Raw genomic sequence first — 25,748 nt, 5'->3', positions numbered from 1 at the left:
CTTGGTCACGACTCCTGAGGGAGCCGGTTCATGGGCCGCTTCTTCAGCGGCGGGAGGAACGGCAGCCGTGCGGGCTCGTCCGCGTGAGCGGCGGCGACTGCCAGCAGACAACCGGCGGTGCCGGTCGCGAGGTCCATGGAGAGCCGCATCATCTGCTCACCGGGGAAGGCGAGTTGGCCCCGGTAGGGCAGTGCGTGCCAGGAGAGTGTGTTCAATTGCCGAGCGATGTCGGCCGGTTCGGTGCCGGGGCCCGTCGCCGACGTACGGCTGAGGTGGAGCACCATGCCGGCGGCGCCGCGGAAGAGTCCGGGCTGCGCGTAGAAGGTGGCCTGGGCCGCCCGTACGATCTCCCCGCGTGCCCCCTCGAACCGTTCGTCGGCGCGGTGCACAAGATAGTCGTCGATGACCATTCCGATGCCGACGCTGCCGGCGCCCAGGTAGGGCATGGTACGCCAGCCCTCGTTCACCTGGAGTGTGCCGCCTGCGCTCCGTACGCAGCGGTCCAGGTCGCTGTTCAGCGCCCGCGCCGCGAGGTCGAGCAGGGCCGTGTCGCCGGTGCGTTCGTACAGGCGGATGAAGAGGAGCGCCACGCCCGCGCCCCCGTACAGCAGTCCGGCCCGGTGGGTGCTGTCGGCGACCGTCCCCGGGGGGACGGCTTCCACGGCGCGGGCGGCGAACTGTGCGCAGACCAGGGCCGCGTCGTCCAGTCCGCTCTCGCCGGTCGCCTCGCCGAGCGCGCTGAGCGCGAGGCCCAGCCCCGCGGCGCCACCGTGCAGATCGGCGGGCAGCTCCTCCCACGGCTGACGGAGCGTCAACTCGGCCAGCTCCAGGGCACGATGTGGATGGCCGAGGCGGTGCAGGGTCCAACTGAGGCCCGCCAGACCGTCGTAGAAGCCCAGCGGAGTGCCGGAATCGGGCTGCTTGGTGCGCTCCAGCAGCCATTCCTCGGCGCGGGGGCACGGGGCGGCGCCGCTCTCGGCAAGCGCGTAGAGCACCCCGGCGGTGCCGTAGCCGAAGGAGAGACCACCGCCCGCGGTGGCGAACTGGGCGATGTCGCCCGGGAAGTGGCGGTCGTCGCGCTCCGGGGTCGCGGAGGCGAGGATCGCGCGGACCATCGAATCGCGGCTGTCCGGCCAGTCGGCCGGCTTGGCCGGCAGGTAGGACACGGCCGGGATACGGGGTTCGGCCGGTGTGACGGACCGCGCCCGCGCGCTCGCGCCGGCCCCTGTCTCCCGGCCCAGACCCCGGTCCGCGTCCTGGCCAAGGTCCCGGTCCCGGCCCGGGACGCGCATGATCTCCGCCACCGCGTCGTCCAGGAAGGCACGGTCGACGGGGAACTCCCGCGCCACCACCTCCGCCAGATGCGCCGCCTTCTCACGGTCGATCGCGAAGAGGCTGGTCAGCGGTATGAACAGGGCCAGGCGCAGACAGGCGAGGGCGTACCGGTCGACATCGAGACCGCGCCGGTCCGCAGGCGCGACGAACGCCGGGTTGGCGACGGTCTGCCGCCCGTTGTCGGCGGCGGGCGCGGCGGCCTCGAAGTCCAGCAGTACGACGGACGACTCGTCCTCGGAGACCATGATGTTGAACAGATGCAGGTCGTTGAAGACGATCCCGCGTGCGTGCACCGCCTCGACGGCCTGCTCCACCAGGCCGTACACGCGCAGCGCCCACGCCGTGTACTCGGCGAGTCGCTCGGCTCCGGGATCCGCGTCGATCAGCGGATGTCTGACGGCGAAGAAGGAGTTGAGGGGCTTTCCCGCCACGAACTCCAGCACCAGGAAGTGGTGGCCGCCGACTTCGAACGTGTCGCGGACCTCCGGCGTGCAGGCCAGCCCCGACAGCCGCTCCAAGGCGTACCGCTCCCGGCCGAGCCGGGTCACCGCGTCGGCGCCGTCCGCCGCCAGGCCCGCGTGCGGCCTGGCCTCCTTGAGCACCACCTTCTCGCCGGTCCTGCTGTCGCGGCCGACGTACACGCCACCGCCGTTGGAGAAGTGCAGTGCCTGCTCCACGATGTACGGCGACGCTGCGACGGTCGTCGCGGCCCGCGCCTGGAGATGGGGGAGCAGCACGTCGGGCGGGGTGATCCAGTCGGGAATCCGGAAGACCGGTCCGCGCAGGTCGGGTACGAGCTTGCCGTCGGCGTTCTCGACCGCCGGGCGCAGCACGCCGTCGGCGTAGCAGTCGCGACGGGTGAAGCTGCCGTAACGCACATGGACGGGGCCGGTGTTCCACCGGAGGTCGCTCAGGATGTACGGGCCGGGCTCGCCGGCCAGCGAGGCGTCGAGTTCCTCGGCGACCTGGCCGAACTGCTCGTCGTCCTCGGGGTAGACGGTGATGAATTTCCCACTCGCGCTGCGGTCCGCGTATTTGGCGTTCCGGGTGTGCAGCAGATATCTGCTCGGCACGAATTTGAACGCGATACCACGGCCGACGCAGTAAGCCATGGTCCGTTCGAGAATCGACTCCGCATTGTCCAGACAGGCGGAGACATGAATCTTCCAACCCTGGGCGGGCAGTTCGTGCTCCTCCGGCCGCAGGGCCAGCCAGTCACCACTGCGATGACGCTGCCAGCCGTCGGGTACGGGGCGGCGGGCGGCTTCGTACCACTGGCCCGTCCCCCGTACAACAGCGTTTGTCTCATCGGCGGAGCCGGCCGAATCCGCCGAATCCGCGGAATTGGCCGACGGGTGCGCGTCGTTGACGGGGGACAGGTGGTGAGGCGAGTCGTAGAAATTCCGGTCCGCGTCGCAGAACACGGCGTATCCCTTGTTCACGCACCCTCCCTCGTCGGCGACAGCGCCAACCGTGCCACGCCGCCGAGGGAGGCCCATAGTCGCCGATGTCACCGAAAAACCGTGCGTTACGCACGAGTAACAGGGGTATTTCGCGGGGCTTGCCCGGGGTCAGTGGGTGCGGGGTTTGGGCGGGGAGGTGCCCGAGGCCAAGGGGGAGCGGGCCGGTTCGAGGCAGCCGTCCGTGATCAAGGCGACCGCCTCGGGGCTTCCCCATGCGGTGGAGCATGGCTGAGGAGGCGTCGGCCTACGCGGCGGACATCGCGGAGTCCATGGGGCTGGTCTGCTTCGATGTGCAGAAGAACCGGCTCAGGCCGTGAGCGGGGTCACCAAGCGCCGGTAGCCGATCAAGGTCGCTGCTGTGCCGACGAAGGCGAGGACGTGCTCGGCCTTGCGCTTGTAGCGGCGGTGCAGCCGGTGGCAGTTGGCCGGCGATGGCGGCCCCGGCCGCTGCGCGGACTCGATGCCCTTGCGGGCGGCGCGGTGGCGGTGGCGGATCGCCCGCCGACTGAGCCACCGTAGCCCTTGTCCGCATGCAGTTTCGCCGGCCTTCGGTGCCGGGGCCCGCGGCGCGACCGGATCGGCGGGATGCCGCGCACGAGCGGTTCCAGGCTCTGGTTGTCGTGCGTGTTCGCGCCGGAGGTGCCAGGGGACAGCGATAGTCCGTTTCGGTCGTCTCCCTGGCCCGCCGGCCGGGGCATTCCGATCCCGGGTTCACGGTGCGGAAGTACTCCCACTTCCTGCCACGAGCCGGCGCGACCATCGACGCGATCTTCGCGTAGCCGTAGCCGTAGCCGTAGCCGTAGCCGTGGCCGGTCGGCAGAGCCTGTGGAGCGTGACTCGTAGCCCGCCGTGGACGGGGCTCCGCCCGCCGTTCCACCTTCCGGGGCGAAGTGGCCGGGGGTACGGACAGGACGTGGGCCACATCCCCTGGACGCAACTGGTGAGGGTCCTGGCAGCCCCGGCCGGACTTCGGAGCCCTCTCTTCGGTAGCGGACATACCCGGACGCCTGCCAGGCGTGCGCCGATCGCCGCCCGTTGGAATCCGTTGGCGCCTGCCCGTCGGCCGACGGGATCTGGCCGCCGCCAACGGGGCCGGCCTTGTGAACGCTTCTTCTGTCCCCACCTTTCTGGGATGGGATCCCGGCGCCCCGCCGGTCACGCTGGGCGGGTCGGTGCGAGGGGCTGGGTCTCCGTAGTGCCGGCATCGCACCGTACGTCTCGTACGCGCGTCGTCGCGCGACAACACACAAGGTGGAGAACCATGAAGAAGTTACTCGGCGCCGTCCTGGCGTCGGCCGTGACCATCGGGGCATGGGTGTTCGGCGCCGTTCCGGCGCAGGCGGCGCCCGCGTCCGCGCCGGTCGGTCCCGCGGCGCTGGCGGCCGACGTAACCGTGAAGAACGCGTACAACGGCCGCTGCCTGCAAGCGATGGGGGCGTTCTCGGGCGCGATCACCCGGCTGGTGGACTGCGCCGCCACGAACACCGCCCAGGAGTGGGACGTCGCCTGGGTCTACACGGAGGCCGGCGGCTACTACGAGCTTCGCAACGCCGCCAGCGGACTGTGTCTGGACGCCGACTGGGGATCGATCGGCGGCAACGGCACCCGTACGCAGGTATGGGACTGCGTCGCCGCCCAGACCAACCAGCACTGGCGGATGAAGCCGATCACCAACCGCCCTGACACGTACCAGGTGACGGTGGAGACCAACGGCCGCTGCCTCGACGGGGCGATGGAGACCATCAGTACGAACCAGGGCAAGACCCAGCTCTGGAACTGCCTCGGGAGCAACCAGGTCAACCAGCACTGGCAGATCACCTGACGGACTCCGCCCTCGGGAATGGCCGGGCTCCTGCGGGAGGGAAGCCGGACCTGGCCCCCTCCTTCCGAGACCAACAAGTGCTATTTCCTTAGTAGTTGGGCTATCAGCGGCCAAGTCATGCTTAATCTGAGGGCATGCCTGACGACATGGAAGGACGCGGCCGGCTCGGCAGGGTCCGGCACGACGCGGTGCGGGCGGCGAGAGCCGCCCGCACCGCGGAGGAAATGTTCGCCGGGGTGATCGCGGCGGTCTCCCCGGTGCTGCGGTCCGACGTATGGGCGGGCATCACCGTCGACCCGTGGACGCTGATGAACACCGGAGGCAACTACAGGGACGCCGTACCGGGGCAACTGATGCCCCGGATGATCGACATCGAGTACCGGGAAGGAGACGTCAACTCCCTTCCGGACCTGGCACGAAGACCCGTGCCGGTCGGCCTGCTGAGACGCGAGATCAGCGGCCCGCCGGAACACAGCCCGCGCTACCGGGACATCATCGGGCCGCTCGGCCTGGAGGACGAACTCCGCGTCCTGCTGCGCGATTCCCGTGGCGCCTGGGGCGCGATCATCATCGGTGTCGGCGACGGGCCCCCGATCGGGCCGGACGCCCTGGCTCTCGCCGCATTCCTCTCCCGGCCCCTCGGCGAGACGTTACGCCGGTTGCACCTCACCGAACGGGCCCAGCAGAAGCCGTCGCCCGTCTCCCCGGCCCTGGTGATGCTGGACGCCGGATACCGGCCGCTGCACCTGACATCGTCGGTCGCGGCCTGGTTCGAGGACCTTCCACCGCACGGCCGTACGATACGGGGCCGGACCGCCGGATCGCCCCCGGCCGACCTGCCCCCGGCGGTATACGCTCTCGCCGCCGCCGTCCGCGCCCCTGGGGCCGCCGACTCACTCTCCTCCCTGGTACGCACCCGGTCGCGCGGCCTGGTCCGCCTCCACGCCTGGCGGCTGGAGAACCAGCCGCCCGCCGAGGTCGCCGTCGTGGTCGAGCCCGCCGGGCCGGGTGAACACGCGGCGCTCATCATCGCCGCGTACGGACTGACGCCCCGCGAACGGGACATCACGGCCCTCGTCCTGCGCGGCCACTCCACGGCCGAGATCAGCGAGCAGGCCCGGCTGTCCCGGCACACGGTGCAGGACCACCTCAAGTCGATCTTCGACAAGACCGGCGTCCGCAGCCGCCGCGACCTGGTCGCGACCCTCTTCACGAGGCACTACCAGCCCGCCCTCATCCCGTCCGGCCACCCGCCGCACAAACCGGGACCGGGGCCACAACCGCCACCAGGCTGACGCGTGGCCCACGGTGATGTCGGCCCGTGGTGAGAGGCTTGTGCACACCCCGAAGCACGGCCCGCGGACCGGCCGGGGTCCTGCCCGAGGGCGCCGTCGCCGACGCCCGCGCCTATTTCCCCGTACCCGACGAGGCCGGCCAACGGTACTGGACGACCTTCCTGGACCACTCCGAGCAGACCGCTCTCACCTGCCGGAACGCCATCGACACCAGGAGTGCCCGGCTTTACCGCACGGCGGGGGAAGAGATGCGGCGGACGTACTTCTCCCACCGGACGGTCTTCAACTGGACGGAGATGTCCACCGATTGACGATTTCCATCGGACCATTTCCGTCCGTTCGGGTGACTGATCCGGATCGTCAGAGGAACCCGGAGGTCCGGCCCGACAGTGGCGAGCGGCTGGGCCGAAGCGGTGGAGAAGAATCGGAAGGACAGTGCCGGTGAAGACGAGGGCGGGGCGCGTCGCCCTACTGACTGTCGGTGTCACGCCGGCCGCCGGTGGGTGTTCGTCGGACACGGCGGACGGCAAGAGTACGGCGGGGGCCGCGGCGGGTGCGTCGAAGTCGGCCGCGTCCAAGTCCGCCGAGCCGAGCGGGGCGCTGGTGAAGTGGGCCGGCCACATGTGCGAGGCCACGGAGCGTTTCAGGACGATGAAGGCGGACCGCGCGATCGGGGTCAAGGCCCTCGCGGATCCGCTCGGCGATGCGCCGGTCGGGGCCGAGCTCGTCGCCATCGGCGCATGGAAGGTACGCGTGTCGCTGTCGGAGACCAAGGGCACGGTGCGGAACAACGACCCCGAAGGCGCGGTGGGGGAGGTCTGGACAGGCGCCGGCGGAGGCGGAGCGTTCGGCGAACCGGACGGCAGAGAACTCACCATCAAGGCCGTCGCCGTCGACAAGAACGGGGCCGTGCTGAAGTTCCGCACGAAGTGATACCCGCCCGGCCCGCCCGGCATTGGGCGGGCCGGGCGAGGTCGGATCAGGTGAGGACCGCGCCGTACACGGCGAGGATCTCGTTGATCGGCTGGACGAAGGACGTGCCGCCCGAAGTGCAGTTGCCGGAGCCGCCCGAGAGCACGCCGATGGCCAGCCCTGTCGTGCCGTTGCCGGTGATGGTGAACACCGGGGCGCCGCTGTCGCCGGGCTCGCAGCAGAGGTTGGTGCGGATGAGGCCGCTGACGACCGCGCTGCCGTAGTTGACGGTGACGTTGGTGCCGGTGATGCTGCCGCCGCCGTGGCAGCCGGTGGTGCCGCCGGCCAGTGAGACGGACTGGCCGACGGTGGGGTTCGCGGGGCCGGTGATGTCGATGATCGTGCCGTTGCAGTTGACCGTTCCGGGCCGGGGCACCGCGGGATTGGCGTACCGGACGATGCCGTAGTCGTTGCCCGGGTAGCTGCTGCCCGCGGTCGGGCCGATGGCCGTGGTGAGCGATGGGTTTGTGTACCAGGTGGAGACGGCCTGGGTGCAGTGTCCCGCGGTCACGAAGTAGTCGGCGCTGCCGGCCCGTACGTTGAATCCGGCGGTGCAGCGGCTTCCGCCGCTGTAGACCGGCTCGCCGCCCTGGAGGTGCGGCCGGAAGGTGCCGGCGGTGCGCTCGAAGGTCAAGGCGTCGGCCCGCGCGCCCGCGCTGTCGCGCAGTTGGGCGATGTCCGCGGCCGACACGCGCTGGTCCACCGTGACCAGTACGGTGCCGGTCGCCTCGTCGACGCCCCAGGCCGTTCCGGCGATGTCGGCGGCCAGTACGGCGTCGCCCGCGGCTGCGAGCTCGGTGGCGCTGAACGTCCGCGGCTGGGCCTGCGCCGCCTGGGGGCCGGCCAGCCCCAGTGCGGCCGACAGGGTGAGCGCGGCCAGGGCGGTTACGGGCCGCCGGAAGCGTTGGGCGGTGCGTCTGAGGGGGTTGGTGCGCGTGGTGCTCACGTCTTCCTCCCACGAGGAGTTGGAGAACCGATGGGGACCTACCGCACGAAAGGGCATGGCCCTGACAAGGGGCATTCTCTCATCGCACCCCGCCTCACCAAGGCCGTCTTCCGGCCACCCGTCGAGACCGACCCTCGGAACGGCAAGAGTCCGCCCAGGGCCTCGCGCCGGCCGGGCCGGGATCGGTGGCCCACATCTCACGCGCCGCCCCGTTGACGTGATTTACCGATGATCGTAAGCTGCCTCGCCGTCAGTTCCGGTCATGTTCACTACACAACTCTCCCGAGAGGCAGGGGAGTTGCCGTCGCCTCCTCCACCGCAGGTCAGAGCCACCGCTCGACCGTCACAGCCCGCTCCGTTCCGCACCCACGACTCTGGGAGACGCATGTGAAAAGACGTCGCGCGACCGCCTGGGCCGCCTCATCGCTCGTCGCAGCTCTCGCGTTGACCGGCACGCTGACCGGCCCCGTGGCCGCGGCGCAGGATCGGGCGGGTGCGGTCGCCACCGCGACCGCCCCCGTCACGCACGCGGAGAACGACCGCGTCCCCGAGGGCTCCGTCTGGACGCAGAGCTACTTCCCGTCCTCCGACGACTCCGGCACCGAACTGCACGCCGACGTCCTGCTCCCCGAGGCACTGGCCAAGAAGAAGCGCGTGCCCGTCATTCTGTCGATCGGCCCGTACTTCGGCCACTCGGGGCAGACCGGCGTCGAGGACTGGACGCACACCGGTCCCTCGGACCGCTTCCAGGACTTCATCGAGGGCACGGACCTGTTCGACGAGGGATACGCCTTCGTCATGGTGGACCTGCGCGGCTTCGGCGGCTCCACCGGCTGCCTCGACTGGGGCGGACCGGGCGAGCAGGCCGACGTCAAGGCCGCCGTCGACTGGGCGGCCAAGCAGCCGTGGTCCACCGGTGCGGTCGGCATGTACGGCAAGTCGTACGACGCCCTCACCGGCCTCATCGGCAACAACCTGGACCAGCGGGCGCTCAAGGCCGTCGTCGCGCAGGAGCCCGTGTGGGACATGTACCAGTACATCTACTCCAACGGTGTGCCCCGCCCGAACGTCACCGGCACCGCCAACGCGTACAACTCCATCGCCACCGTCGACCAGATGGCGGACGACGATCCGCGCTATCTGGCCAACTCCCGGTGGGAGGAGACCCATCCGCAGTGCCTCACGGAGAACTCGGCCGGATACCGAATAGCCGACCAGCGGGACAAGCACTGGACCTCCCGCGACCTCGCCGGGATGGCCAAGCACACCGACACCCCGCTGTTCGTCACGCAGGGGTTCATCGAGAACAACACCAAGCCCGAGGAGATGCAGGAATACCTCGCCAATCACAAGGGCCCCGAGCGCGGATGGCTCGGCCAGTGGGACCACGTGCGCGGCGGTGACGTCACCGGCGACGGGCGCCTGGCCATGGGACGCGAGGGCTGGTACGAGGAGACGCTCTCCTTCTACGACCAGTACCTCAAGGGCGTCGAACCGAAGGTCGACTACCCCGCCTACTCGGTCCAGGACTCCACCGGCACCTGGCGTGCCCAGAAGACGTGGCCCGTCGTGGAACGGCCCGTCACCCTCCCGCTCGGCGACGGCTCGTACGTGGACGACGGCGGTGCCTCCGCACGCGTCGGTCTGGCCCCGTCCGGCGGGTCGACGTCGGGTCCCCGCGAACAGCCTTCCGGTGAATGGGACATGGAGAACGCCCCCGCGCTCGACCCGGCCGCGCCGAAGGGCCTGGCCGAGGGGCAGGCGAAGCGCCAGAAAGCCGGTGAGACCACGTCCAGCTTCTTCGTGTGGTCCAAGCCGGTCGAGCGGGCCGTGCGTGTCACCGGCACCCCGCAGGTCTCCCTGACCGCCAAGGGCACGGGCAACGTCATGCTCAAGCTGTACGACGTCGCCCCGGACGGCACCGCCGTCATGTTCGACGAGCAGGTCTCCCTGCTGGACTCCGGCAGGGTGACGGTCGACCTCAAGGCGACCGACTGGACCCTGCTCTCCGGGCACGTCCTCGCGTTGGAGATCGGCTCCATCCAGACAGGTTCATGGCGCGACACGCCCTCGGGCGAGACGATCAAGGTCAAGAGCGCGCGGGTCGAACTGGCCCTGGACAGCCCGGCCGACGACCGCCCGACCGCCGGGGCCCGCTCACCGTTCCTGGACACCTACCTGCGCCAGTACACGGTCGAACTGCCGGCCGGCCCGGCGTCGTTCACGATTCCCTCCGTCGGACGCCACTGATCCTCGGGCCGGCGTCCGGCGGCCCTCCGCCCGCCCAAGCAGTGTGCCGCCGCCAGTCACTGGCGGCGGCACACTGCTTTCCCCGACCGGGCGGAGTTCCTTCCCCCGAACTCGTCGCCGTGGAGCTGATCCGGGGTCAGCGGATCGTGGTGCTCCGGTGCTCCTTCAGGGCCGCGCAGTTGGAGTTCTCCACCGAGACGTACACGTTGGCGATGTTGCCGCCCCAGCTCACGCAGTAGCCCTTGCCGTAGACACGGCTCGGACCCGCGTACGACGTGAAGTCCCCGGAGTCGCCGGCCCACTCATCGGTGGAGGGCACGTAGACGTACGTCGACATGGCCTTGACGGTGCCCGGGTTGGTGCGGATGGTCGCGACGCAGTTCTTGCCGTTCGTCGAGTTGTACGTGAGGTAGACCGTGCCCAGCGAACCGATGGGAGCCGAGTTCACGGTCTTGTAGGCGCTGCCGCAGACTCCCTGCGGTGTGACGTTGGGCGCGGCGTGGGCGGTGGCACCGAACGCGGCCGTGGTACCCGCCACGAGCGCGGTCAACGCTCCTGCGGCAGCGACATTGCGCATGATTCCCATTATTTCCCCCTTGTTACTCCGAGCGTGGTTTGCTCGTACTTGGTAGACCCTCGAACGGCGGGGATGGTTGTACCCGGTCCGGCCCGGAGATGTCGTGGCGTTCCCTCACGCGAGGCGCGGGTGCCGTCAGAAGACGGACACACCGTAGGCGGCCAGTGGTTCGATCACCGGCTGGGCGAAGGTCGTACCGCCCGAGCCGCAGTTGCCGCTGCCGCCGGAGATCAGGCCGATGGCGCTGGTGGTTGCGAAAACCGGGCCGCCGCTGGCGCCGGGCTCGGAGCAGAGGGTGGTCTGCATCAGGCCGGTGACGACTCCGTCCGCGCCGTAGTTGACCGTGGCGTTCAGTCCGGTGACCGTGCCGCTCCGAACGCCCGATGTGGGGCTGCTGGTGCTGACCCGCTGTCCGACGAGGGGAGCGGCAGCGGTGGTGATGTCCTGGAAGGTGCCGTTCTGGAGGTAGACGGAACCCTGGGCGGCGCTCTGGTCCGTGTAGCGGATGAGGGCGTAGTCGTTGCCGGGGAAGCTGGAGTTGACGGTGGTGCCGATGCTGGAGATGTCACCCGTGTCGGTGCAGTGGCCGGCGGTCAGGGCGTACTTGACGCCCGCGCTGTCCTGCACGTTGAAGGCGACCAAGCACCGGACGCCGCCGGGCAGTTGGATGTACTGGCCGCCTGCGATGTGCTTGCTGAACTTCCCGCTGGTGCGGTTGATCTCGGGCGCCCCGGCGGGAGTTGTCGCCGCTTCGGTGAGTGCGGTGAGTTCGCCGCCGTCGACCGTGCTGTCCACGGTGACCACCACGGTGCCGGTCGCGGCGTCGGTGTACCACGCGCTGCCCGAGACATCCGCCCGCGCCAGGGCGGTGTGCGCGGCGCTGAGCTGGGTCGCGGTGGGTCTTCTCGCGTCCGGGGCGTCGGCCGCGGCGCTCGGCGCGGTCAGTGCGGTGGCGGCCAGCAGTCCGCAGGCCAAGGCGGCCAGTTGGGCGCGAGGGGCGGGGGTACGGGTCACGGGATCCTCCGTCGTGTCATCTCATGTCATGGCTGCGTCATCTGATCCGTTCATGTTTCACCGCGCCACATCGGCCGACAAGGTGCGGATTGCGCCGCCGCCACGGTCGGTGTCCGGCCACGGAGTGCGGCGGGTTCGGTCCGGCGAACGGCGGCTGGGCCTTGAACTGTTCGTCGAGCGTGACCGTCGGCGTGACGCGGCGCAGCGCCGCGCGTACGAGGGTCAGCGGGTGGTCGGGGAAGTGGGCGTCCCACTGCTCCAGGTCGGCCACGCTGTACGTCGGTCCGCCGAACTGCCCTCCGCCGGCGTACGGGCGGTGGCTGCTCAGCCGTCGGCCGGGTTGCCCCGATGCCTGGCCCACAGCGGGAGGCCGAACCAGCAGATGACGAACCACAGCGCCATCACTCCGACCAACCCGGCCGCCCAACTGCCCTGGACCGTCAGCCGCAACACCAGGAGCAGTGACGACGTCATGGTGCACAGCAGGAGGACCAGCCCGAGGATGGTCAGCCGGGATGCCAGGAGAACCGTTTCCGGCTTGAGCCGTCGGCCGGTGAGCACGCGGTGCAGCGACACCGGCCCCACCAGCGCTCCCACGGTGGCCGCGCCCAGGATCACGGTCACCGTGTAGATGTGCCGGTCGGTGTCGGACAGGGCCGTGAAGCGCTGCTGGAAGACGACGGTGAGCAGGAACCCGAACAGGATCTGCACCCCCGTCTGAGCGACCCTCAACTCCTGGAGCAGATCGCCCCAGCGCCGGTCGGCGCGCTCCTCGGGGGTCTCGGCGCCCCGGCCCCAGTCACGCGCACCCGTCGGGTTCGCCCCGCAGGATCGGCCGTGGTCCTCATGGCCCTCAGCGGCCTCATGGTCCCGCATGCTGTTCGACTCCCGACGCAGTCACGTACGGCGGTGGCGCACCGCCCCGGTCGAAGGATGCTGCTCCACGGCCTCGACGCATGTACGGCGCGCCGTACAGCCCGGCGTCCGCCGGTCCGCCGTGAGCCTGGGGGAGGAGGGGCCGTCACAACCTCTGCGGGGTGAGCAGGACGATCGGTATCTCGCGATCGGTCTTCTGCGCGTACTCGTCGTACAGCGGGAAGATGCCCGCCATCCGGCGCCACAGGGGCGAGCGTTCGGCCGGGGACGCCACGCGGGCGCGGGCGGTGAACCGGCGGTCGCCGACCTGCACACCGACGCTCGGGTCCGCCCGGAGGTTCTTGAACCACGCGGGGTCTTCGTCGTCACCGCCCTTTGAGGCGACGACCACCAAGTCCGCGCCCTCGGTGCCGTAGATCAGGCACGTACGGCGCGCGATGCCGGTCCGGCGTCCTGTTGTGGCGAGTACGAGCACATGGACGCCGTTCTATTCGTGTCCCTCGGCGCCGCCCGAGGCCGGATAGGTACGGGTCCGCTCGGCGACCCACTCCCATTGCGATTCGGTGGCGTGGTCGAGGTCATCGGCGACAGCCACGACAGGCGGTCCCTTCTGCGGCGGAAGTGCGGTACGGAACCAACTGACGGCGCGGCTGGTTCATTTCAGCTCCTCGACCGGCCCGATGATGACCCCGGCGGGGCCACGGACGTAGCCGTAGCGGCAGATGTCCTCGTACCGCACCACCTCACCCACGAGTTCGGCGCCGTGGGCGCGCGGCCGGTCGAGAACGCCGTCGACGGAGTCGACGACGAACGTGAGGCGGGGGATGCCCGGGGTGTTCACCGCCGCTCTCGGCGCGCTGGCCGTGAACACCGGCGATCGGAACGTCGACAGCTCGACCGGGCCGTGGCCGTCCGGGGTCCGTACGACGGCCATGTCCGCCCGGACACCCGTCCAGCCCGACGAGCTGGTCCACCCAGTCACCCTCGCCGTCGCCTCGCCCTCCACCTCCATGCCCAGCTCGACGAAGAACGCGACAGCCGCCGCGAGGTCCTCGACCACGACGCCGACGTGATCCATCCGGTGGATCATGAGTTTTCCTCAGTCACGCGACCCGTCGTGGGCCGTTCCTACCCCTGGGACGGATCCGGTGCGGTGTTCTCGGCATGACGGTGTCGAGAACGTGTCATCGGCTCCGACGTTCTCCGCGAAAGAGAGTCCCGGCCCCGCCCACGCGGGATCGAACAGAAGGAGTCAGACATGACCACCACCGGTTTCGACTACGCCCTCACCCGCACCCTTCAGGCGCCGGTCCAGCAGGTCTGGGCCGCCTGGACCCACGCCGACGAGTACGGGCAGTGGGCCAACGCCGAGGACGTCGTCCTGGACGTCCGGCCCGGCGGCGCCTGGAGCTCCGTCATGGTCATCCCCGGCGGCACGCGCGTCCCGCTGTCCGGGCGTTATGTCGAGGTCGTGGAGAACAAGCGACTGGTGATCGGCATGAGCGTCCCGGGCCGCGAGGAGATGGCCCTGATGAACGTGGACCTGGCCGCCGACGGCGACCACACCCGGATCGCCCTGTCGCAGACCTTCGACAGCGCCGAGGAGCGCGACCAGTCCAAGTTCGGCAGCAACATGCTCCTGGACGGCCTCACCGCCTTCCTGGCAGCGGCCTGAGCACGGGCCGGAGCTGCCTGAGTACGGGCCGGCCGGGCAATTCCGCCTGCCGGTCCCTCAGGGGCGCGGCCGGTCGTGCTCGGCCAGCATGCGGTTCTTGCCGGCGAGGATGTGCGCCTCCATCAGGCGGGCGGCGTCCTCGCCGTTGCCGGCCTCGAGCTGGTCGATGATGCGACGGTGCTGCTCGTTGGAGGTGCGCCGGGCGGCGCCGGGTTCGAGCCCGTGCCGGCGGAACAGATGCAGCTCCTTGGAGACCCCGTCGTACAGCTCGACCAGTCTCGGACTGCCGGAGAGGGCGACCAGGTGCCGGTGGAGGCCGACGTTCAGCGGGTAGTAGTCGTCCATGCTGTCGGCCTTGTCCAGGCTGTCCGCCGTGGCCCGTAGCGCCTGGGCCTCGGCGGCGCCGACCCGTGCCGCGGCCAGCCGTCCCGCCAGGCCGAACAGGCTGGCCCGGATGTCGTAGAGCTGGGCGGCCTCCTCGACGGTGATCTCGCGGACGAACATCCCGCGGTTGGCACGGAATTCGACCAGCTTGGTCCGCTCCAGATGGCGGCACGCCTCCCGGACCGGGCCACGGCTGACACCGAGTCGCAGGGCCAGGGCGGACTCGTTGATCCGGTCGCCCCCGACCGGGGCCGCCGGGCTGTCAGTCGACCGTGACGGCCTGGCGGTCCTTCAGCGCGCGCGCCTTCGCGTTCTCGATGTGCTGCCGCATACGGTCGGCCGCGCCCTCCGCGTCGCCGGCCGCCAGGGCGTCGTACACGGCGGTGTGGTCGTGCGCGGGCGACTCCGCGTCGGAGGAGCCGAGTTCGGTGAACAGGCGGAAGCGCTGCACATGGCCGCCCAGCGAGCGGTAGGCCGATTCGAGGAAGGGGTTGGCCGACTGCCTGGCGATCAGGAAGTGGAAGCGTTCGTCGGCCGACAGGTAGGCGCGTACCGACTGTGAGCCGTCCCCCTCCGCGCAGCGGCGCAACTCCTCGATGCTCGCGGCGACTTCCTGGAGGAATTCGGGGGTGGTGCGGCGGCCCGCCTCGTAGGTGAGGGTCGGCTCCAGGACCAGCCGTGCGTCCATCAGCTTGATCAGCTCGGTCTCGCTGAAGAGGGGGGCGACCCGGTAGCCCTTGAGCGCCTCGCGGCGTACCAGTCCGGTGTGTTCCAGCCGGGCGAGAGCCTCGCGCAGAGGGGTCTGGCTGACGTTCAACTCGCGCGTCAGGGCCCCGATGTTGAGCGATTGGCCCGGTGACCACAGTCCGTCCATGAACTGCCCGAGCAGCACGTCGTACATCTGGTCGGCCAAAGGCTGCCGTTCGGACGGGCGCCTGGTCATGCGAGCCTCCTTCGTCGCCCGATGGTAGCGCGACCGTCTCTCGCCATGATCACACGCGTTCTGGCGCGGCTATAGTATTTGAGTGAATCCTATATTATGGTCCTGAGCTGTTGAGATGGACCGCCGACGCGAGAGCGCAGAGCACAGAGGACGTGTCATGACGCAGCAGCCCCCGAAGAAACGTGCGTCCCGGGTGGTCGTCACCACGCCGTATCTCGAACCCGGGGGAGCGGTCGACAAGATGCTCCGGGACGCCGGTCTGGAGACGGTCTTCGCCCGGCGCGCGGACCGCGAGGCCAACGGACGCACCCTGGCGGACTGTGTCGCGGACGCGGCGGGCGTCGTCGCCGGCACCGACGCCTTCCCCGCCGAGGTCATCGAGGCGGCGCCGGGACTGAAGGTCTTCGGCCGCTGCGGCGTCGGTTACGACAACATCGACGTGGCCGCGGCGACCCGGCAGGGCGTCGCCGTCACCTTCACACCGGGCGCCAACCGGGTGTCCGTCGCCGAACACGTCCTGGCGCTGATGCTGAACTGCGCCCGGCGCATACCCCAGAACCTCGCCGCCGTACGCGCCGGCGGCTGGGCGCAGGACAGCGGACGGGAGTTGTACGGCGCGACGCTCGGCGTCGTCGGTCTGGGCTCCATCGGCAAGACCGTCGCCCGCGCCGCACTCGCGCTCGGCATGCGCGTCGTCGCCCACGACCCCTGGCTGGACGAGGACTTCCTGGCGGAGACCGGCACCGAGGGGCGGCCCCTGGACGGAGTGCTGGCCGAGGCGGACTTCCTCACCCTGCACATCTCCCTGGACGAGACCACCCGGCATCTGATCGACGCCGCCGCGCTGAACCGCATGAAGCCCGGCGCGTATCTGATCAACACCGCCCGGGGCGGGGTCGTGGACGAGGACGCCCTCGCCGACGCGATCGAGGCCGGCCGGCTGGCCGGCGCCGCGCTCGACGTGGTCGAGACCGAACCGCTGCCCGCCGACAGCCGGTTGCGGGCGCTGGACAGCGTCCTGGTGACCGCGCACATCGGCGCCGCCACCGTCGAGGCCCGCGCCAGGTCCGGGGCCATGGCCGCCGGTCAGGTGATCGACCTGCTCGCCGGACGCGAACCGGCGCATCTGGTCAACCCCGGTTACGCGGCCCACACCGGAGCGCGCTGATGCGGGCGCCGAACGGGCTGCGCTTCGACGCGAATCTGAAGTGGCTGTTCACCGAGGTCCCCTTCGAGGAGCGGTTCGACGCCGCCGCGGCAGCGGGCTTCACCGGTGTCGAGTACGCCGACCCCTACCCGTACCCGGCCGCCCGGCTGCGCGGACGCCTCACCGACGCAGGCCTGCACCAGGTCCTGATCAACACGCCGGTGGGCGAGCCGGGTTCACCCCGGCGCGCGGGCTCGGCCTGTCTGCCCGGGGACGCCGTTCGCTTCCGCGCCGACCTGGAGCGCGGTCTCGACCACGCGGTCGAGCTGGGCAGCGACTTCCTCCATGTGGTGGGCGGTGTACGGCCGCCCGACGTCAGCCACGACCTCGCCTTCGCCACGCTCGTCGGCAATCTCGCCTGGGCCGTCGAGCGGGCGCGCGGAACGGGAGTGTGCCTGGTCGTCGAGGCACAGAACAGCCGTGACGTGCCCGGCTTCCTGCTGGACACCCAGGCGCGGGCCGCCGCTGTCGTGGACGCGCTCGGCGGGGACGGAATCGGCCTGCTCCTGGACATCTACCACGTACAGGTCCAGGAAGGTGATCTCGTCCCGACCCTGCGCGAACAGCGGTCCCGCGTACGGCACATCCAGATCGCCGACCCACCGGACCGGACGGAGCCGGGCAGCGGCGAGATCTCCTGGCCGCGCGTCTTCGGCACGCTGCTGGACGCCTCGTACCCGGGCTGGATCGGCTGCGAGTACCGACCGGCCCACGGCACGGTCGAAGGACTGTCCTGGCTCACCGAGCTGACCGCCGTCGCGGACACCGCGGGGGAGGAGTCCCGGTGAGCGGCGGGGAGCGGGACCGGGGCCGGGCCCCGAGGATCGCGCTGATCAGTGCCACCCCCACCGCCGTCGCCCCGGCGGTCGCGGGACTGGCCGAGGAATTCCCGGCGGCCGAGCCGTGGAACCTGCTGGACGACCGGCTGCTCGCCGACGCGCCCGCCGAAGGGCCCCTGCCGCCCGGCCTCGTGGACCGGATGCGCGGGCTGATCGTGTACGCGCTGGCCGGCGGGGCCGACGGGGTGCTGCTGACCTGCTCGCTGTACGGCCCTGTCACCGACGAGATCGAGACCGGGGTTCCGCTGCTGGCACCCGACACCGCGGCCTTCCGGCAGGCGCTCTCCCCGGGCTTCGGCCGCGTACTGGTGCTCGCCTCCTTCGAGGCCGCGATGCGCGATTCGGTGACCCGTCTCTCGGCAGCCGCCGAGGCGGCAGGCTCCTCGACCCGGGCGGTCGGTGTGGTGGCGCCCGACGCGTTCGACGCGGCCCGCCGCGGTGACACCCCCGCGCTGGCCGAGGCGCTGCGGAAGGCGTGTGAGCCGTACGCCGCGGAGGCCGACGCGGTGCTGCTCGCCCAGTACTCGCTGGCGCCCGCCGCCGCGCCGCTGTCCGCCGCGCTGGGCCTGCCCGTCATCTCCGGTCCGCAGGCCGCGGCCGTGGCCCTGCGCTCCGCCCTCACCGGGAGGCCCGTATGAGTGACCATCAGGACACGTTCCACACAACCGACTTGACCGGCGGCACCGCACCACTTGGCGTCATCGCCGACGACTTCACCGGCGCGACCGATGTCGCGGTGGCACTGCGCCGCGCCGGACTGGAGACGCTGCTGTTCTTCGGCGTGCCGGACGGTAGGGGCGCGGGCGCCCGCACGCCCCCCGGCCAACTGCCCGAGCACGACGCCCTGGTGGTCGCGCTGAAGAGCCGGATGGTGCCCGCCGCCGACGCCGTCGAGTCCTCCATGGCCGCGCTGGCGTGGCTGCGGCAACAAGGCGCGGGACAGCTCTACTTCAAGTTCTGCTCGACGTTCGACTCCACGCCGCGCGGCAACATCGGCCCGGTCCTGGACGCGCTGGCCGACGCGACGGGCGCCAAATACGTGGCGCTGACGCCGAGTTCGCCGGAACACCGGCGGAGCCAGTACCAGGGCCGGCTGTTCGTGGAAGACGTCCTGCTCGGTGAGTCGCACATGCGTGACCATCCGGTGACGCCGATGACGGACTCGTATCTGCCCCGGCTGCTGAGTGCGCAGACGCGCGAGCGGGTGGCGCTGATCGGGCTCGGCACCGTACGGCAGGGGCCCGCCGCGGTACGCGCCGCGCTGCGGGACGCCGCGGCGGGCGGCGCGCGCTACGTACTGGTCGACGGGATCGAGGAGAGCGACCTGCGCGTGCTCGGCCGGGCCGTCGCGGACGCGCCGCTGGTCGCGGGCGCCGCCGGGCTGGCCGCGGGACTGGCGCACGCCCGCGCCACCGGCGCGAAGAAAGCGCGGGCCGGGGACACCGGGGACACCGGGGACACCGGGGACGCACCACACGGGCCGGCCGCCGTGCTGAGCGGGAGCTGTTCCCGCCGCACCCTGGAGCAGATCGCGGCGCTCGCGGACGCGGGCAGGCCCATGTACTACCTGGACGCGGTGGCCGTACCCGATCCGGTGGCGCTCGCCGACGCCGCGCTCGCCTGGTACGACGCGCTGCCCGCCGGTGGCGGCGCACCCGTGCTGTACTCCTCCGTCAACCCCGAACGGCTCCGCGAGGTACAGCGCGCGCTGGGCACGGAGCGGTCGGCCGCCGTGCTGGAGAAGGCCACCGGGCTGATCGCCTCCGGACTGGCCGGGCGCGGCGTACACCGGCTGATCGCGGCCGGGGGCGAGACCTCCGGCGCGGTGGTCAACGCACTCGGGGTCACCGGCGCACGCGTCGGCGCGGAGGCCGCGCGCGGCGTGCCCTGGATCCATCCCCTGGGCGGCCGGCCTCTCGCGCTGCTCCTCAAGTCCGGCAACTTCGGCGGCCCCGACCTCCTCACCGACGTCTCCGCCGCCCCGGGGCAGCCGGGAGGAACGACGTGAGCGGCCGGGGCGACGACCACGAGCGGGGCCTCCTTATCGCCACCGCGCGGGCCGTCGCCGCCCGGTCACTCACCCACGGCAGCACGGGCAATGTCTCGGTACGCGCCGGCGAGCACATCCTGGTGACACCCACCGGGTCGAGCCTGGCCACCGTACGCGCCGACGAGTTGTCCGTCATCGACACCGACGGGAACCCCGTGTCGGGACCGAAGCCGTCCAAGGAGGCGTTCCTGCACGCGGCGATGTTGCGCGCCAGACCGCGGGACGGGGCCGTGGTGCACACCCACTCCACATACGCGACGGCCGTCTCGTGCCTGTCCGACGTCGACCCCGACGATGTCCTGCCGCCGCTGACCGCGTACTACGCGATGCGCGTCGGGCGTCTGCCGATGGTGCCGTACTTCCCGCCCGGCGACAGCCGGCTGGCCGCCGTCACCGAGGCGCTGGCCGGCGAGCACGCCGCGCTGCTCCTGAGCAACCACGGACCGGTCGCCGCCGCGCCGGATCCGGGGCGCGCGCTGGAGGCGGCCCAGGAGATCGAGGAGACGGCGAAGATCTTCCTCCTGCTGCGTGGCGCCGCCGTCCGGCCGCTCACGCCGCCCCAGCGCCGGGCACTGCGCCCGACGCTCCTTTGACCATCTGAGAACCCCCCTCGCCGACCGGGCATCGCCCCGGCGCGATGCCCCATGCCCGGATCAGCTCTCCGGGCCGCTCCTCCGTCACCCATCTGAAAGGACGAAGATGTCCCCGGATACACCGCACACGGTGTCCCTCTTCAGCGCGCTCGCGGTGAAGAAAGCCCTCGACGATGTCCTCCTCGCGGCGTTCACCGAACGGACCCGCATCGCCGTGGAAGGCGTGTACGACCCGACGAACGTGCTGCTCAGGAGAGTCGAGGCCGGCGCCCGGCCCGATGTCATGGTCGGGGTGACCGGCTCGTTCCCGGCGCTGGTCGAGGCAGGTGTGATCGACGGTCCTTCGCTGCGGTACGTGGCAAGCTCCGGGATCGGACTGGCCATGCCTCCCGGCGCCGAACCGCCCGCGATCGACACGGTCGACGCGCTGGTCGCCACGCTGTGCTCGGCCCGCTCCGTCGCCTACTCGCGTACCGGGGCCAGCGGGGTCTACTTCGCCGGCCTGCTGGAGCGGCTCGGGATCGCCGAGGAGGTCAACGCGCGGGCCACGGTCGTGGAGAAGGGCTTCACCGCGCTGGCCGTGGTCGACGGCCGGGCCGATCTGGCCGTACAGCAGATGAGCGAGCTGCTGTTCGTCCCCGAGGCCGAGGTCGTGGGACCACTGCCGGAGGGGGCCCAGCACATCACCGAGTTCTCCGTCGGGCTGGGCACGGGGGCCGTCGGACGGAGCTGGGCCCGCGACCTGCACACTTTCCTCACCGGAGAGGAGGCCAGAGATGCGTACCGGAAAGCGGGACTCGACGTCCCACCGCTGGACTGAGCGGTACGCGGCCCCCTGGCCGCTCCGTCTGCCCTGCCGCGCCCACCGGTGCCGCCCATGAACGCGATATTCGCCCTGATCGCCTTCATCGGGGCCATCCTCGTGTGGAACGTGGGCGTCAAGCGGAACATCGGCGAGGCGATGGTCATCGGCTTCCTCGCCTGCGCCGCGTTCGCCGGCACGGACGCGCCGCGCGTCGCCTGGGACAGCCTGGTCGAAGGGCTGAAGTCCGACATCACCTTCGCCGCACTGGCCTTCGTCGTCGTCAGCGAACTGCTGACCAGAACGGGCCTTGTCCAGCGGATGATCGACATCCTCAGTTCGCTGCTGGGCCGCCGCACGGGCGGCTCCGCCTACGCGGCGACGGTGTCCGCCGGTCTCTTCGGCGCCGTCGCGCACAACGGCGCGGCGATCGTGGCGACCATCGGGTCCATCACCATCCCCTGGATGAAGCGCTCCAAGGCCAGCGGTGAGACCGCCGCACTGGTCCTGGCCGGAAACGCGGGCGTCGGCGCCACCTTCCCATTCAGCGGCGCCTTCTTCATCCTGCTCGCGGCGCCGACCGTACTGCCCGTCCTCAGCGCGCGGGACGTGGTCGGCACGATCTTCGTCACGGGCATCTGGATGGTCGCGATGCGGCTGGTCATCGCCTACGTCATCGTCAAACGGCGCGGCGTGGGCGCGATGGCACCCGAAGACATCCATCCGCTGCGCCGGACGTTCGCGGCCGGCTGGACCTCGCTGATCGTTCTCGCCGCCATCGCGGTACCGATCGTCCTGACGGCGTCCCCGACGAGCGACATCATCGGGGACCGGCTGGGCGGGCTGGACGTCGCCGACGCCGTACCGCTGCTGCTCTGGCTGCCGGTGGTGATGCTGATCGCCGGACTGATCGTCGAGCGCAGCGCGCTCCCGCGCGGCGGCGGGGAGTGGTGGAAGCTGCTGTCGGAGATCAGCCCCAAGCTCGGCCTGATCGGCGTCACGATGGTCGCGGCCTTCGCGGCCTCCAACGTGCTGGAGACGCTGGGGATCGGCGAACAGCTCACCCCCTATCTGAACCGCCTGGAGGGTGTGCCGCAGATCGTGGCCGCCCTGGTGGTCGGACTGATCGTCGTGATCGTCGCGGGCCCGCTGAACACGACCTCCACGCTCGCGGCCGTCGGCCCCGTCGCCTTCGCCGCCCTGACGGCGGCCGACGTCTCCCCGTACATCGCCTTCGCCGCCGTCATCGTGTGGGCCTCGTCCGAGGGCTGCTCACCACCGGGCGCCGCGCCCCTGTACGTGGCCGCCGGGATCGCCTCCATCAATCCGGTGAAGATCTTCGTTCCTGTGACGCTCTACTACCTCGTGCCGTCGTATCTGATGGGCGTCCTGATCGTGGTGGGAGCGATATGGATTCCGGGATAAGGAGTACGAGGATGTACACGTTCTGTCTGAACGCCACCCGCGTTCTGATCATTCTCTTCCTGGTCGGTGGATTCGTGGTGGTCGCGGGCCAGACGCTGGCCATCGCCGTCGGCTCCGCCACGCTGATGACGACGTTCGGCTCCGACGTCGCCGAGTTCGTCTGCGGACTGGCCGGACTGGCCGGTGTCTTCGCCTTCCTGCTGCTGTACACCCGCGAGGGGAAGGAGAAGGCGGGCGATCTGGAGGAGTGAGCAAGTACGTCGCCGGGGCCGGCCGCCGTCCGCCGGCCCCGGCGACGTGAGGTCGAGCCGTACCTCACCGGGCGGTTGGAGCGGGACGTACTCCAACTGCCCCGCCCCGCCCTGTCACGCCCTGTCACGCCTCGGCCGTGGGCCCCTCCTGGCTTACGCCGTCACGCTGCCGACGGTTCACGCGGCCGGTGTGGGTGGCCACGGCGTGGCCGGCCCTGCGTCCTTCGGCGCGGGCCACGATCAGCCCGTCGCGCACCCGGATCGCGACCTCGGTGAGGTCGCCGGCGGGCTCACCGGTCGGTTTCCCGCCGGGGCCGGCTGTCAGTACCAGTTCGGCGGAAACGCCACCCGCGCCGAACGCGGCGTCGCGGACGTCGACTTCACCACTGATCTCATGCGGCTCGCCGCCGGCGGGCCACCCTGCCAGCCACCGACGCAGCCGCGCGCGTCCCCGACTCCGCTCCCCGTAGCCCGCGGTACCGCCAGGGGCCGGACAGGGTCAATAGGCGTACAAGGCAGGCGTAGCGTGAGGTGAACGGTGGGCAGCAGCCACTCCTGCGTCACCGTCGCGCAGATCGCCGACGCCGCCCGAGTCGCGGTCCGAACGGTGTACAGCAGTACCGGCCAGAAGGTAGACATCCTGCGGGAGCTGCGCCTCCCCGCGGTGAACGACCCGAACGTGGAGATCACGATGCGGGCGATCGCCGCGACCGACGACCCGCGCCAGGTCATCGACATCACCGCACGGTGCACGCGGCAGGCCCATGACGCGCACTGGAGCACGCCGGCCGTGGTGATTCCTCAGTACCCTGCTGAGCCGACCGCCGCGGCCGTCCTCGAGGCCGCCACCACGGAGTACGTGAAGGCGCTGACGGGCATCGTCGAGCGTCTCGATCAACTGGGGGCGCTTCGCGCCGACATGGACCTGTGTCGCGCCGTCGACCTGCTCTGGTTCCATCTCGGGCAAAACGCCTGGTTCAGCCTGGTCGGCCCCCGGCAGTGGGGCTTCGACGTGGCTGAGGAGTGGCTGGCCGAGGCCACGAAGAGGGCGCTGCTCGAGGCTCCCGGGGACTGAGCCGTCCGCCGATGCACCACGCATCAGCCGGATGTGTCCCCGGACGTTGCGACATGGCGCAGCGCATCGGTCAGCCGGCCGAGGTCATGGCCGGTGAAGTGGTCGACGAGGTGCCGTCGCACGCTGGACAGAAAGGCTGGCCAGGCACGTTCGAGGCGGGCGAGACCGGCGTCGGTCAGGACGGCGTTCCAACCGCGCTTGTCCTGGTCGCACTTGGTGCGCTCGACCCAGCCCTGCTTCTCGAGGCGGGTGACGACGCGGGTCATCCCGCTGAGCGAGAGGCAGAGGATCACCATGACCAAGATCGGCATCATCCTCGGGAGCACATGCCCGGGACGAAACGGTGAGGCCGTGGCCCGCTGGGTGTACGAGCAGGCGACTCAGCGCACCGATGCCGAGTTCGAACTCATCGACCTGGCGGACTACAAGCTCCCGCTGCTCGACGAGGTCTATCCGCCGTCCATGGGCCGGTACGACCAGCCGCACACCCAGGAATGGGCCCAGAAGATCGCCTCGTTCGACGGCTTCGTGATCGTCACGCCCGAGTACCACCGCTCGGTGCCCGGCGCACTGAAGAACGCCCTCGACTTCCTCTATGCCGAGTGGACCAACAAGGCCGTCGGCTTCGTCAGTTACGGAGCGACCGGCGGCACCCGGGCCGTGGAACACCTGCGCCTCATTGCCGGTGAACTCCAACTGGCCGACGTGCGCTCGCAGGTCGCCCTCTCCCTCTTCAACGACTTCGAGAACTTCAGCGACTTCAAACCGATCGCTGACGCGGGGGTTGAAGAATGCGGCGACCGTGCCGCGACGATGCGGGCTGAGCACGACGGGGTCGGCTCCGGCCGCTTCGGCGGCACGGGAGATGACATCGGGAACTTGCCTCGCCATGGCGGAGACGGCCTCGCCGGAGGCTCCGACACCCATCTCACGGAGAGCGGCGAGAGCTTCCTCGAGAATCTCGTCGGCCTCCGCGTCTTCCTCTATGCGTACGACGGTGTCCCAGGCGACCGCTGACGCGGCGACGTGGAGAACGTGGACCTTGGCACCGGTCAACCGGGCCACCTCACCGGCGGTGCGCACCGCGCAGTGCCAGGCAGGGCTCGGATCGACGGCGATGCTCTGGAACATGTGAACTTCCTCTGTCTCTCGGCCTGTCGAGGTGCCCCGCGCTTGCCGCGCGCCTGACTCCGGCGCGCGGCAAGCGCGGGGAGGGCATCCGCCTGACGTCACACCAGGCCCTTGGGCTCCACGAACTGCGGGTCCCGCTTCAGCGCCGCCCACTCCTCCTTGTAGGGCACCCACAGTTCGGGGGCGGCATCGGCGAGCGGTGACTTCCAGTCCCGGAACCACTCGGCCATCAGCGCGATCGTGGTCACTGGCACGGCGCCTGCCTGGACGAGCCGGAGCACCGAGGTGTCGTGGATCTCCTTGGTCGCATCGCCCACCGCGTCCGCGACGAACGCGACCTCGTACCCTCGGCGATCGCGTCGATCGCCGGGAAGGTCAGGCACACCGACGTGACGATGCCCGCCATCACGATCTTCTTGCGGCCGGTCGCCTTGACCGCGTTCACGAAGTTCGCGTCCTCCCAGGCATTCATCTGGGACCGGTCGATCTCCTCGACGTCGGGCAGCTCGGCCCGGATCGTCTTGATGGTCGGCCCGTTGACGCCCATCTCGACATCGACCGTGCTGAGTACCACCGGGAGGCCGATGGCCTGGGCGAACTTCGCCAGGTAGGGCGTATTGAGCTCGATAGCCCGGCGATCCTGCTCGAAGATCAGGTCGAGCACACCGTCCTGGTAGTCGATCAGAGCCAGAGCCGTCTCCGACGCGTCGAAGACCGGCCGCTTCTTCTCACTCATCACTGTGCCTTTCGCGTGGCTTGCTGTTCCGTCTCGAACCGAGTCTCGGTGTCGCAGCGTGAGGGCCACGACCGTCGGACGACTGCG

Annotated in this window: 28 protein-coding genes and 4 pseudogenes; 16 read left to right on the top strand and 16 right to left on the bottom strand. The window is 70.6% G+C overall.

Annotated elements, in window-relative coordinates; genetic code table 11:
- Positions 1-5 precede the first annotated feature (5 nt).
- Positions 6-2,777 (bottom strand): class III lanthionine synthetase LanKC, encoded by a 2,772-nt coding sequence (gene lanKC, locus OG329_RS03615; RefSeq protein ID WP_405792729.1) that lies wholly within the window; start codon positions 2,775-2,777, stop codon positions 6-8.
- A gap of 327 nt (positions 2,778-3,104) precedes the next feature.
- Positions 3,105-3,469: pseudogene (locus OG329_RS03610) on the bottom strand (IS5/IS1182 family transposase); the annotation flags it as partial.
- Positions 3,470-4,059: 590 nt separating this feature from the next.
- On the opposite strand from OG329_RS03610, the gene OG329_RS03605 reads away from it, so the two are divergent.
- From OG329_RS03605 to OG329_RS03590, 4 genes are all read left to right on the top strand, one after another.
- Positions 4,060-4,620: an RICIN domain-containing protein gene (locus OG329_RS03605; RefSeq protein WP_405792728.1), complete on the top strand. Its 561-nt coding sequence runs from the start codon at positions 4,060-4,062 to the stop codon at positions 4,618-4,620.
- Between the two features lie 134 nt (positions 4,621-4,754).
- Positions 4,755-5,915 carry a LuxR C-terminal-related transcriptional regulator gene (locus OG329_RS03600; RefSeq protein ID WP_405792726.1) on the top strand — a complete coding sequence of 387 codons (1,161 nt, stop codon included), beginning with the start codon at positions 4,755-4,757 and terminating at the stop codon, positions 5,913-5,915.
- 38 nt (positions 5,916-5,953) lie between these two features.
- A complete protein-coding gene (locus OG329_RS03595) occupies positions 5,954-6,226 on the top strand; it encodes a hypothetical protein (RefSeq protein WP_405792724.1) in 273 nt (90 codons plus the stop codon).
- A gap of 130 nt (positions 6,227-6,356) precedes the next feature.
- Entirely contained in the window at positions 6,357-6,848 is a 492-nt protein-coding gene (locus OG329_RS03590) for a hypothetical protein (protein ID WP_405792722.1), read from the top strand.
- Positions 6,849-6,894: 46 nt separating this feature from the next.
- Here OG329_RS03590 and OG329_RS03585 read toward each other — a convergent pair whose 3' ends face one another.
- Positions 6,895-7,833 (bottom strand): S1 family peptidase, encoded by a 939-nt coding sequence (locus tag OG329_RS03585; RefSeq protein WP_405792720.1) that lies wholly within the window; start codon positions 7,831-7,833, stop codon positions 6,895-6,897.
- 387 nt (positions 7,834-8,220) lie between these two features.
- Between OG329_RS03585 and OG329_RS03580 the strand changes: the two genes are divergently transcribed.
- Positions 8,221-10,083: a CocE/NonD family hydrolase gene (locus OG329_RS03580; RefSeq protein WP_405792718.1), complete on the top strand. Its 1,863-nt coding sequence runs from the start codon at positions 8,221-8,223 to the stop codon at positions 10,081-10,083.
- Positions 10,084-10,219: 136 nt separating this feature from the next.
- Here OG329_RS03580 and OG329_RS03575 read toward each other — a convergent pair whose 3' ends face one another.
- The 6 genes from OG329_RS03575 to OG329_RS03550 all read right to left on the bottom strand — a co-directional run bounded on the left by OG329_RS03575 (position 10,220) and on the right by OG329_RS03550 (position 13,628).
- Positions 10,220-10,669 (bottom strand): spore-associated protein, encoded by a 450-nt coding sequence (locus tag OG329_RS03575; protein WP_405792716.1) that lies wholly within the window; start codon positions 10,667-10,669, stop codon positions 10,220-10,222.
- Positions 10,670-10,795: 126 nt separating this feature from the next.
- Positions 10,796-11,674 carry a S1 family peptidase gene (locus OG329_RS03570; protein WP_405792714.1) on the bottom strand — a complete coding sequence of 293 codons (879 nt, stop codon included), beginning with the start codon at positions 11,672-11,674 and terminating at the stop codon, positions 10,796-10,798.
- Positions 11,675-11,711: 37 nt separating this feature from the next.
- Entirely contained in the window at positions 11,712-11,945 is a 234-nt protein-coding gene (locus OG329_RS03565; protein ID WP_405792712.1) for a hypothetical protein, read from the bottom strand.
- Positions 11,946-11,998: 53 nt separating this feature from the next.
- Positions 11,999-12,550, bottom strand: a complete 552-nt coding sequence (locus OG329_RS03560; protein WP_405792711.1) for a DUF6328 family protein — start codon at positions 12,548-12,550, stop codon at positions 11,999-12,001.
- A 145-nt stretch (positions 12,551-12,695) separates the two neighbouring features.
- A complete protein-coding gene (locus OG329_RS03555) occupies positions 12,696-13,025 on the bottom strand; it encodes a nitroreductase/quinone reductase family protein (protein ID WP_405792709.1) in 330 nt (109 codons plus the stop codon).
- A gap of 180 nt (positions 13,026-13,205) precedes the next feature.
- A complete protein-coding gene (locus tag OG329_RS03550; RefSeq protein WP_405792707.1) occupies positions 13,206-13,628 on the bottom strand; it encodes a VOC family protein in 423 nt (140 codons plus the stop codon).
- 180 nt (positions 13,629-13,808) lie between these two features.
- Between OG329_RS03550 and OG329_RS03545 the strand changes: the two genes are divergently transcribed.
- Positions 13,809-14,225: an SRPBCC domain-containing protein gene (locus tag OG329_RS03545; protein WP_405792706.1), complete on the top strand. Its 417-nt coding sequence runs from the start codon at positions 13,809-13,811 to the stop codon at positions 14,223-14,225.
- A gap of 57 nt (positions 14,226-14,282) precedes the next feature.
- Here OG329_RS03545 and OG329_RS03540 read toward each other — a convergent pair whose 3' ends face one another.
- From OG329_RS03540 to OG329_RS03530, 3 genes and pseudogenes are all read right to left on the bottom strand, one after another.
- Positions 14,283-14,729, bottom strand: a complete 447-nt coding sequence (locus OG329_RS03540; RefSeq protein WP_405792704.1) for a GntR family transcriptional regulator — start codon at positions 14,727-14,729, stop codon at positions 14,283-14,285.
- Between the two features lie 3 nt (positions 14,730-14,732).
- Positions 14,733-14,840: pseudogene (locus tag OG329_RS03535) on the bottom strand (GntR family transcriptional regulator); the annotation flags it as partial.
- Between the two features lie 31 nt (positions 14,841-14,871).
- Complete coding sequence (locus OG329_RS03530) at positions 14,872-15,552, bottom strand: GntR family transcriptional regulator (RefSeq protein ID WP_405792702.1); 681 nt, start codon at positions 15,550-15,552, stop codon at positions 14,872-14,874.
- Between the two features lie 157 nt (positions 15,553-15,709).
- On the opposite strand from OG329_RS03530, the gene OG329_RS03525 reads away from it, so the two are divergent.
- The 9 genes from OG329_RS03525 to OG329_RS03485 all read left to right on the top strand — a co-directional run bounded on the left by OG329_RS03525 (position 15,710) and on the right by OG329_RS03485 (position 23,794).
- Positions 15,710-16,720: a phosphoglycerate dehydrogenase gene (locus OG329_RS03525; protein WP_405792701.1), complete on the top strand. Its 1,011-nt coding sequence runs from the start codon at positions 15,710-15,712 to the stop codon at positions 16,718-16,720.
- Complete coding sequence (locus tag OG329_RS03520) at positions 16,720-17,547, top strand: hydroxypyruvate isomerase family protein (RefSeq protein ID WP_405792700.1); 828 nt, start codon at positions 16,720-16,722, stop codon at positions 17,545-17,547. Before OG329_RS03525 ends, OG329_RS03520 begins: the two co-directional genes overlap by 1 nt.
- Positions 17,544-18,236 carry an aspartate/glutamate racemase family protein gene (locus OG329_RS03515; protein WP_405792698.1) on the top strand — a complete coding sequence of 231 codons (693 nt, stop codon included), beginning with the start codon at positions 17,544-17,546 and terminating at the stop codon, positions 18,234-18,236. The genes OG329_RS03520 and OG329_RS03515 overlap by 4 nt, the downstream gene beginning before the upstream one ends.
- A complete protein-coding gene (otnK, locus tag OG329_RS03510) occupies positions 18,233-19,606 on the top strand; it encodes a 3-oxo-tetronate kinase (protein ID WP_405792696.1) in 1,374 nt (457 codons plus the stop codon). Before OG329_RS03515 ends, otnK begins: the two co-directional genes overlap by 4 nt.
- Positions 19,603-20,241, top strand: coding sequence for a class II aldolase/adducin family protein (locus OG329_RS03505; RefSeq protein WP_405792695.1), 639 nt, complete (start codon positions 19,603-19,605; stop codon positions 20,239-20,241). The genes otnK and OG329_RS03505 overlap by 4 nt, the downstream gene beginning before the upstream one ends.
- Before the next feature lie 130 nt (positions 20,242-20,371).
- The gene (locus OG329_RS03500) at positions 20,372-21,061 is read left to right on the top strand and encodes a substrate-binding domain-containing protein (RefSeq protein ID WP_405792693.1); all 690 of its coding nucleotides are present in this window, start codon (positions 20,372-20,374) and stop codon (positions 21,059-21,061) included.
- Positions 21,062-21,118: 57 nt separating this feature from the next.
- A complete protein-coding gene (locus OG329_RS03495; protein ID WP_405792691.1) occupies positions 21,119-22,468 on the top strand; it encodes a TRAP transporter large permease subunit in 1,350 nt (449 codons plus the stop codon).
- 11 nt (positions 22,469-22,479) lie between these two features.
- Complete coding sequence (locus OG329_RS03490) at positions 22,480-22,719, top strand: hypothetical protein (RefSeq protein WP_405792689.1); 240 nt, start codon at positions 22,480-22,482, stop codon at positions 22,717-22,719.
- A 538-nt stretch (positions 22,720-23,257) separates the two neighbouring features.
- The gene (locus tag OG329_RS03485) at positions 23,258-23,794 is read left to right on the top strand and encodes a TetR/AcrR family transcriptional regulator (protein ID WP_405792687.1); all 537 of its coding nucleotides are present in this window, start codon (positions 23,258-23,260) and stop codon (positions 23,792-23,794) included.
- Between the two features lie 23 nt (positions 23,795-23,817).
- Here the strand turns inward: OG329_RS03485 and OG329_RS03480 are convergent, their stop codons facing one another.
- The gene (locus OG329_RS03480) at positions 23,818-24,090 is read right to left on the bottom strand and encodes a MarR family winged helix-turn-helix transcriptional regulator (RefSeq protein ID WP_405801627.1); all 273 of its coding nucleotides are present in this window, start codon (positions 24,088-24,090) and stop codon (positions 23,818-23,820) included.
- On the opposite strand from OG329_RS03480, the pseudogene OG329_RS03475 reads away from it, so the two are divergent.
- Positions 24,089-24,562: pseudogene (locus tag OG329_RS03475) on the top strand (NADPH-dependent FMN reductase); the annotation flags it as partial. The gene OG329_RS03480 and the pseudogene OG329_RS03475 sit on opposite strands and share 2 nt — an antisense overlap.
- Positions 24,563-24,619: 57 nt before the next feature.
- Here the strand turns inward: OG329_RS03475 and OG329_RS03470 are convergent.
- The 3 genes and pseudogenes from OG329_RS03470 to OG329_RS03460 form a co-directional block, all read right to left on the bottom strand.
- Positions 24,620-24,859, bottom strand: a pseudogene (locus tag OG329_RS03470) (universal stress protein); the annotation flags it as partial.
- A 164-nt stretch (positions 24,860-25,023) separates the two neighbouring features.
- Positions 25,024-25,179 (bottom strand): hypothetical protein, encoded by a 156-nt coding sequence (locus tag OG329_RS03465; protein WP_405792686.1) that lies wholly within the window; start codon positions 25,177-25,179, stop codon positions 25,024-25,026.
- Positions 25,170-25,661, bottom strand: a complete 492-nt coding sequence (locus OG329_RS03460) for an isochorismatase family protein (RefSeq protein WP_405792685.1) — start codon at positions 25,659-25,661, stop codon at positions 25,170-25,172. The genes OG329_RS03465 and OG329_RS03460 overlap by 10 nt, the downstream gene beginning before the upstream one ends.
- Between the last annotated feature and the right edge of the window lie 87 nt (positions 25,662-25,748).

The sequence above is a fragment of the Streptomyces sp. NBC_01506 genome (genome assembly GCF_045040295.1).
In the GTDB taxonomy this organism is placed as follows: domain Bacteria; phylum Actinomycetota; class Actinomycetes; order Streptomycetales; family Streptomycetaceae; genus Streptomyces.
Note: the sequence above shows the minus strand (reverse complement) of the source record. Positions and strands in the feature narration are given on the sequence as shown.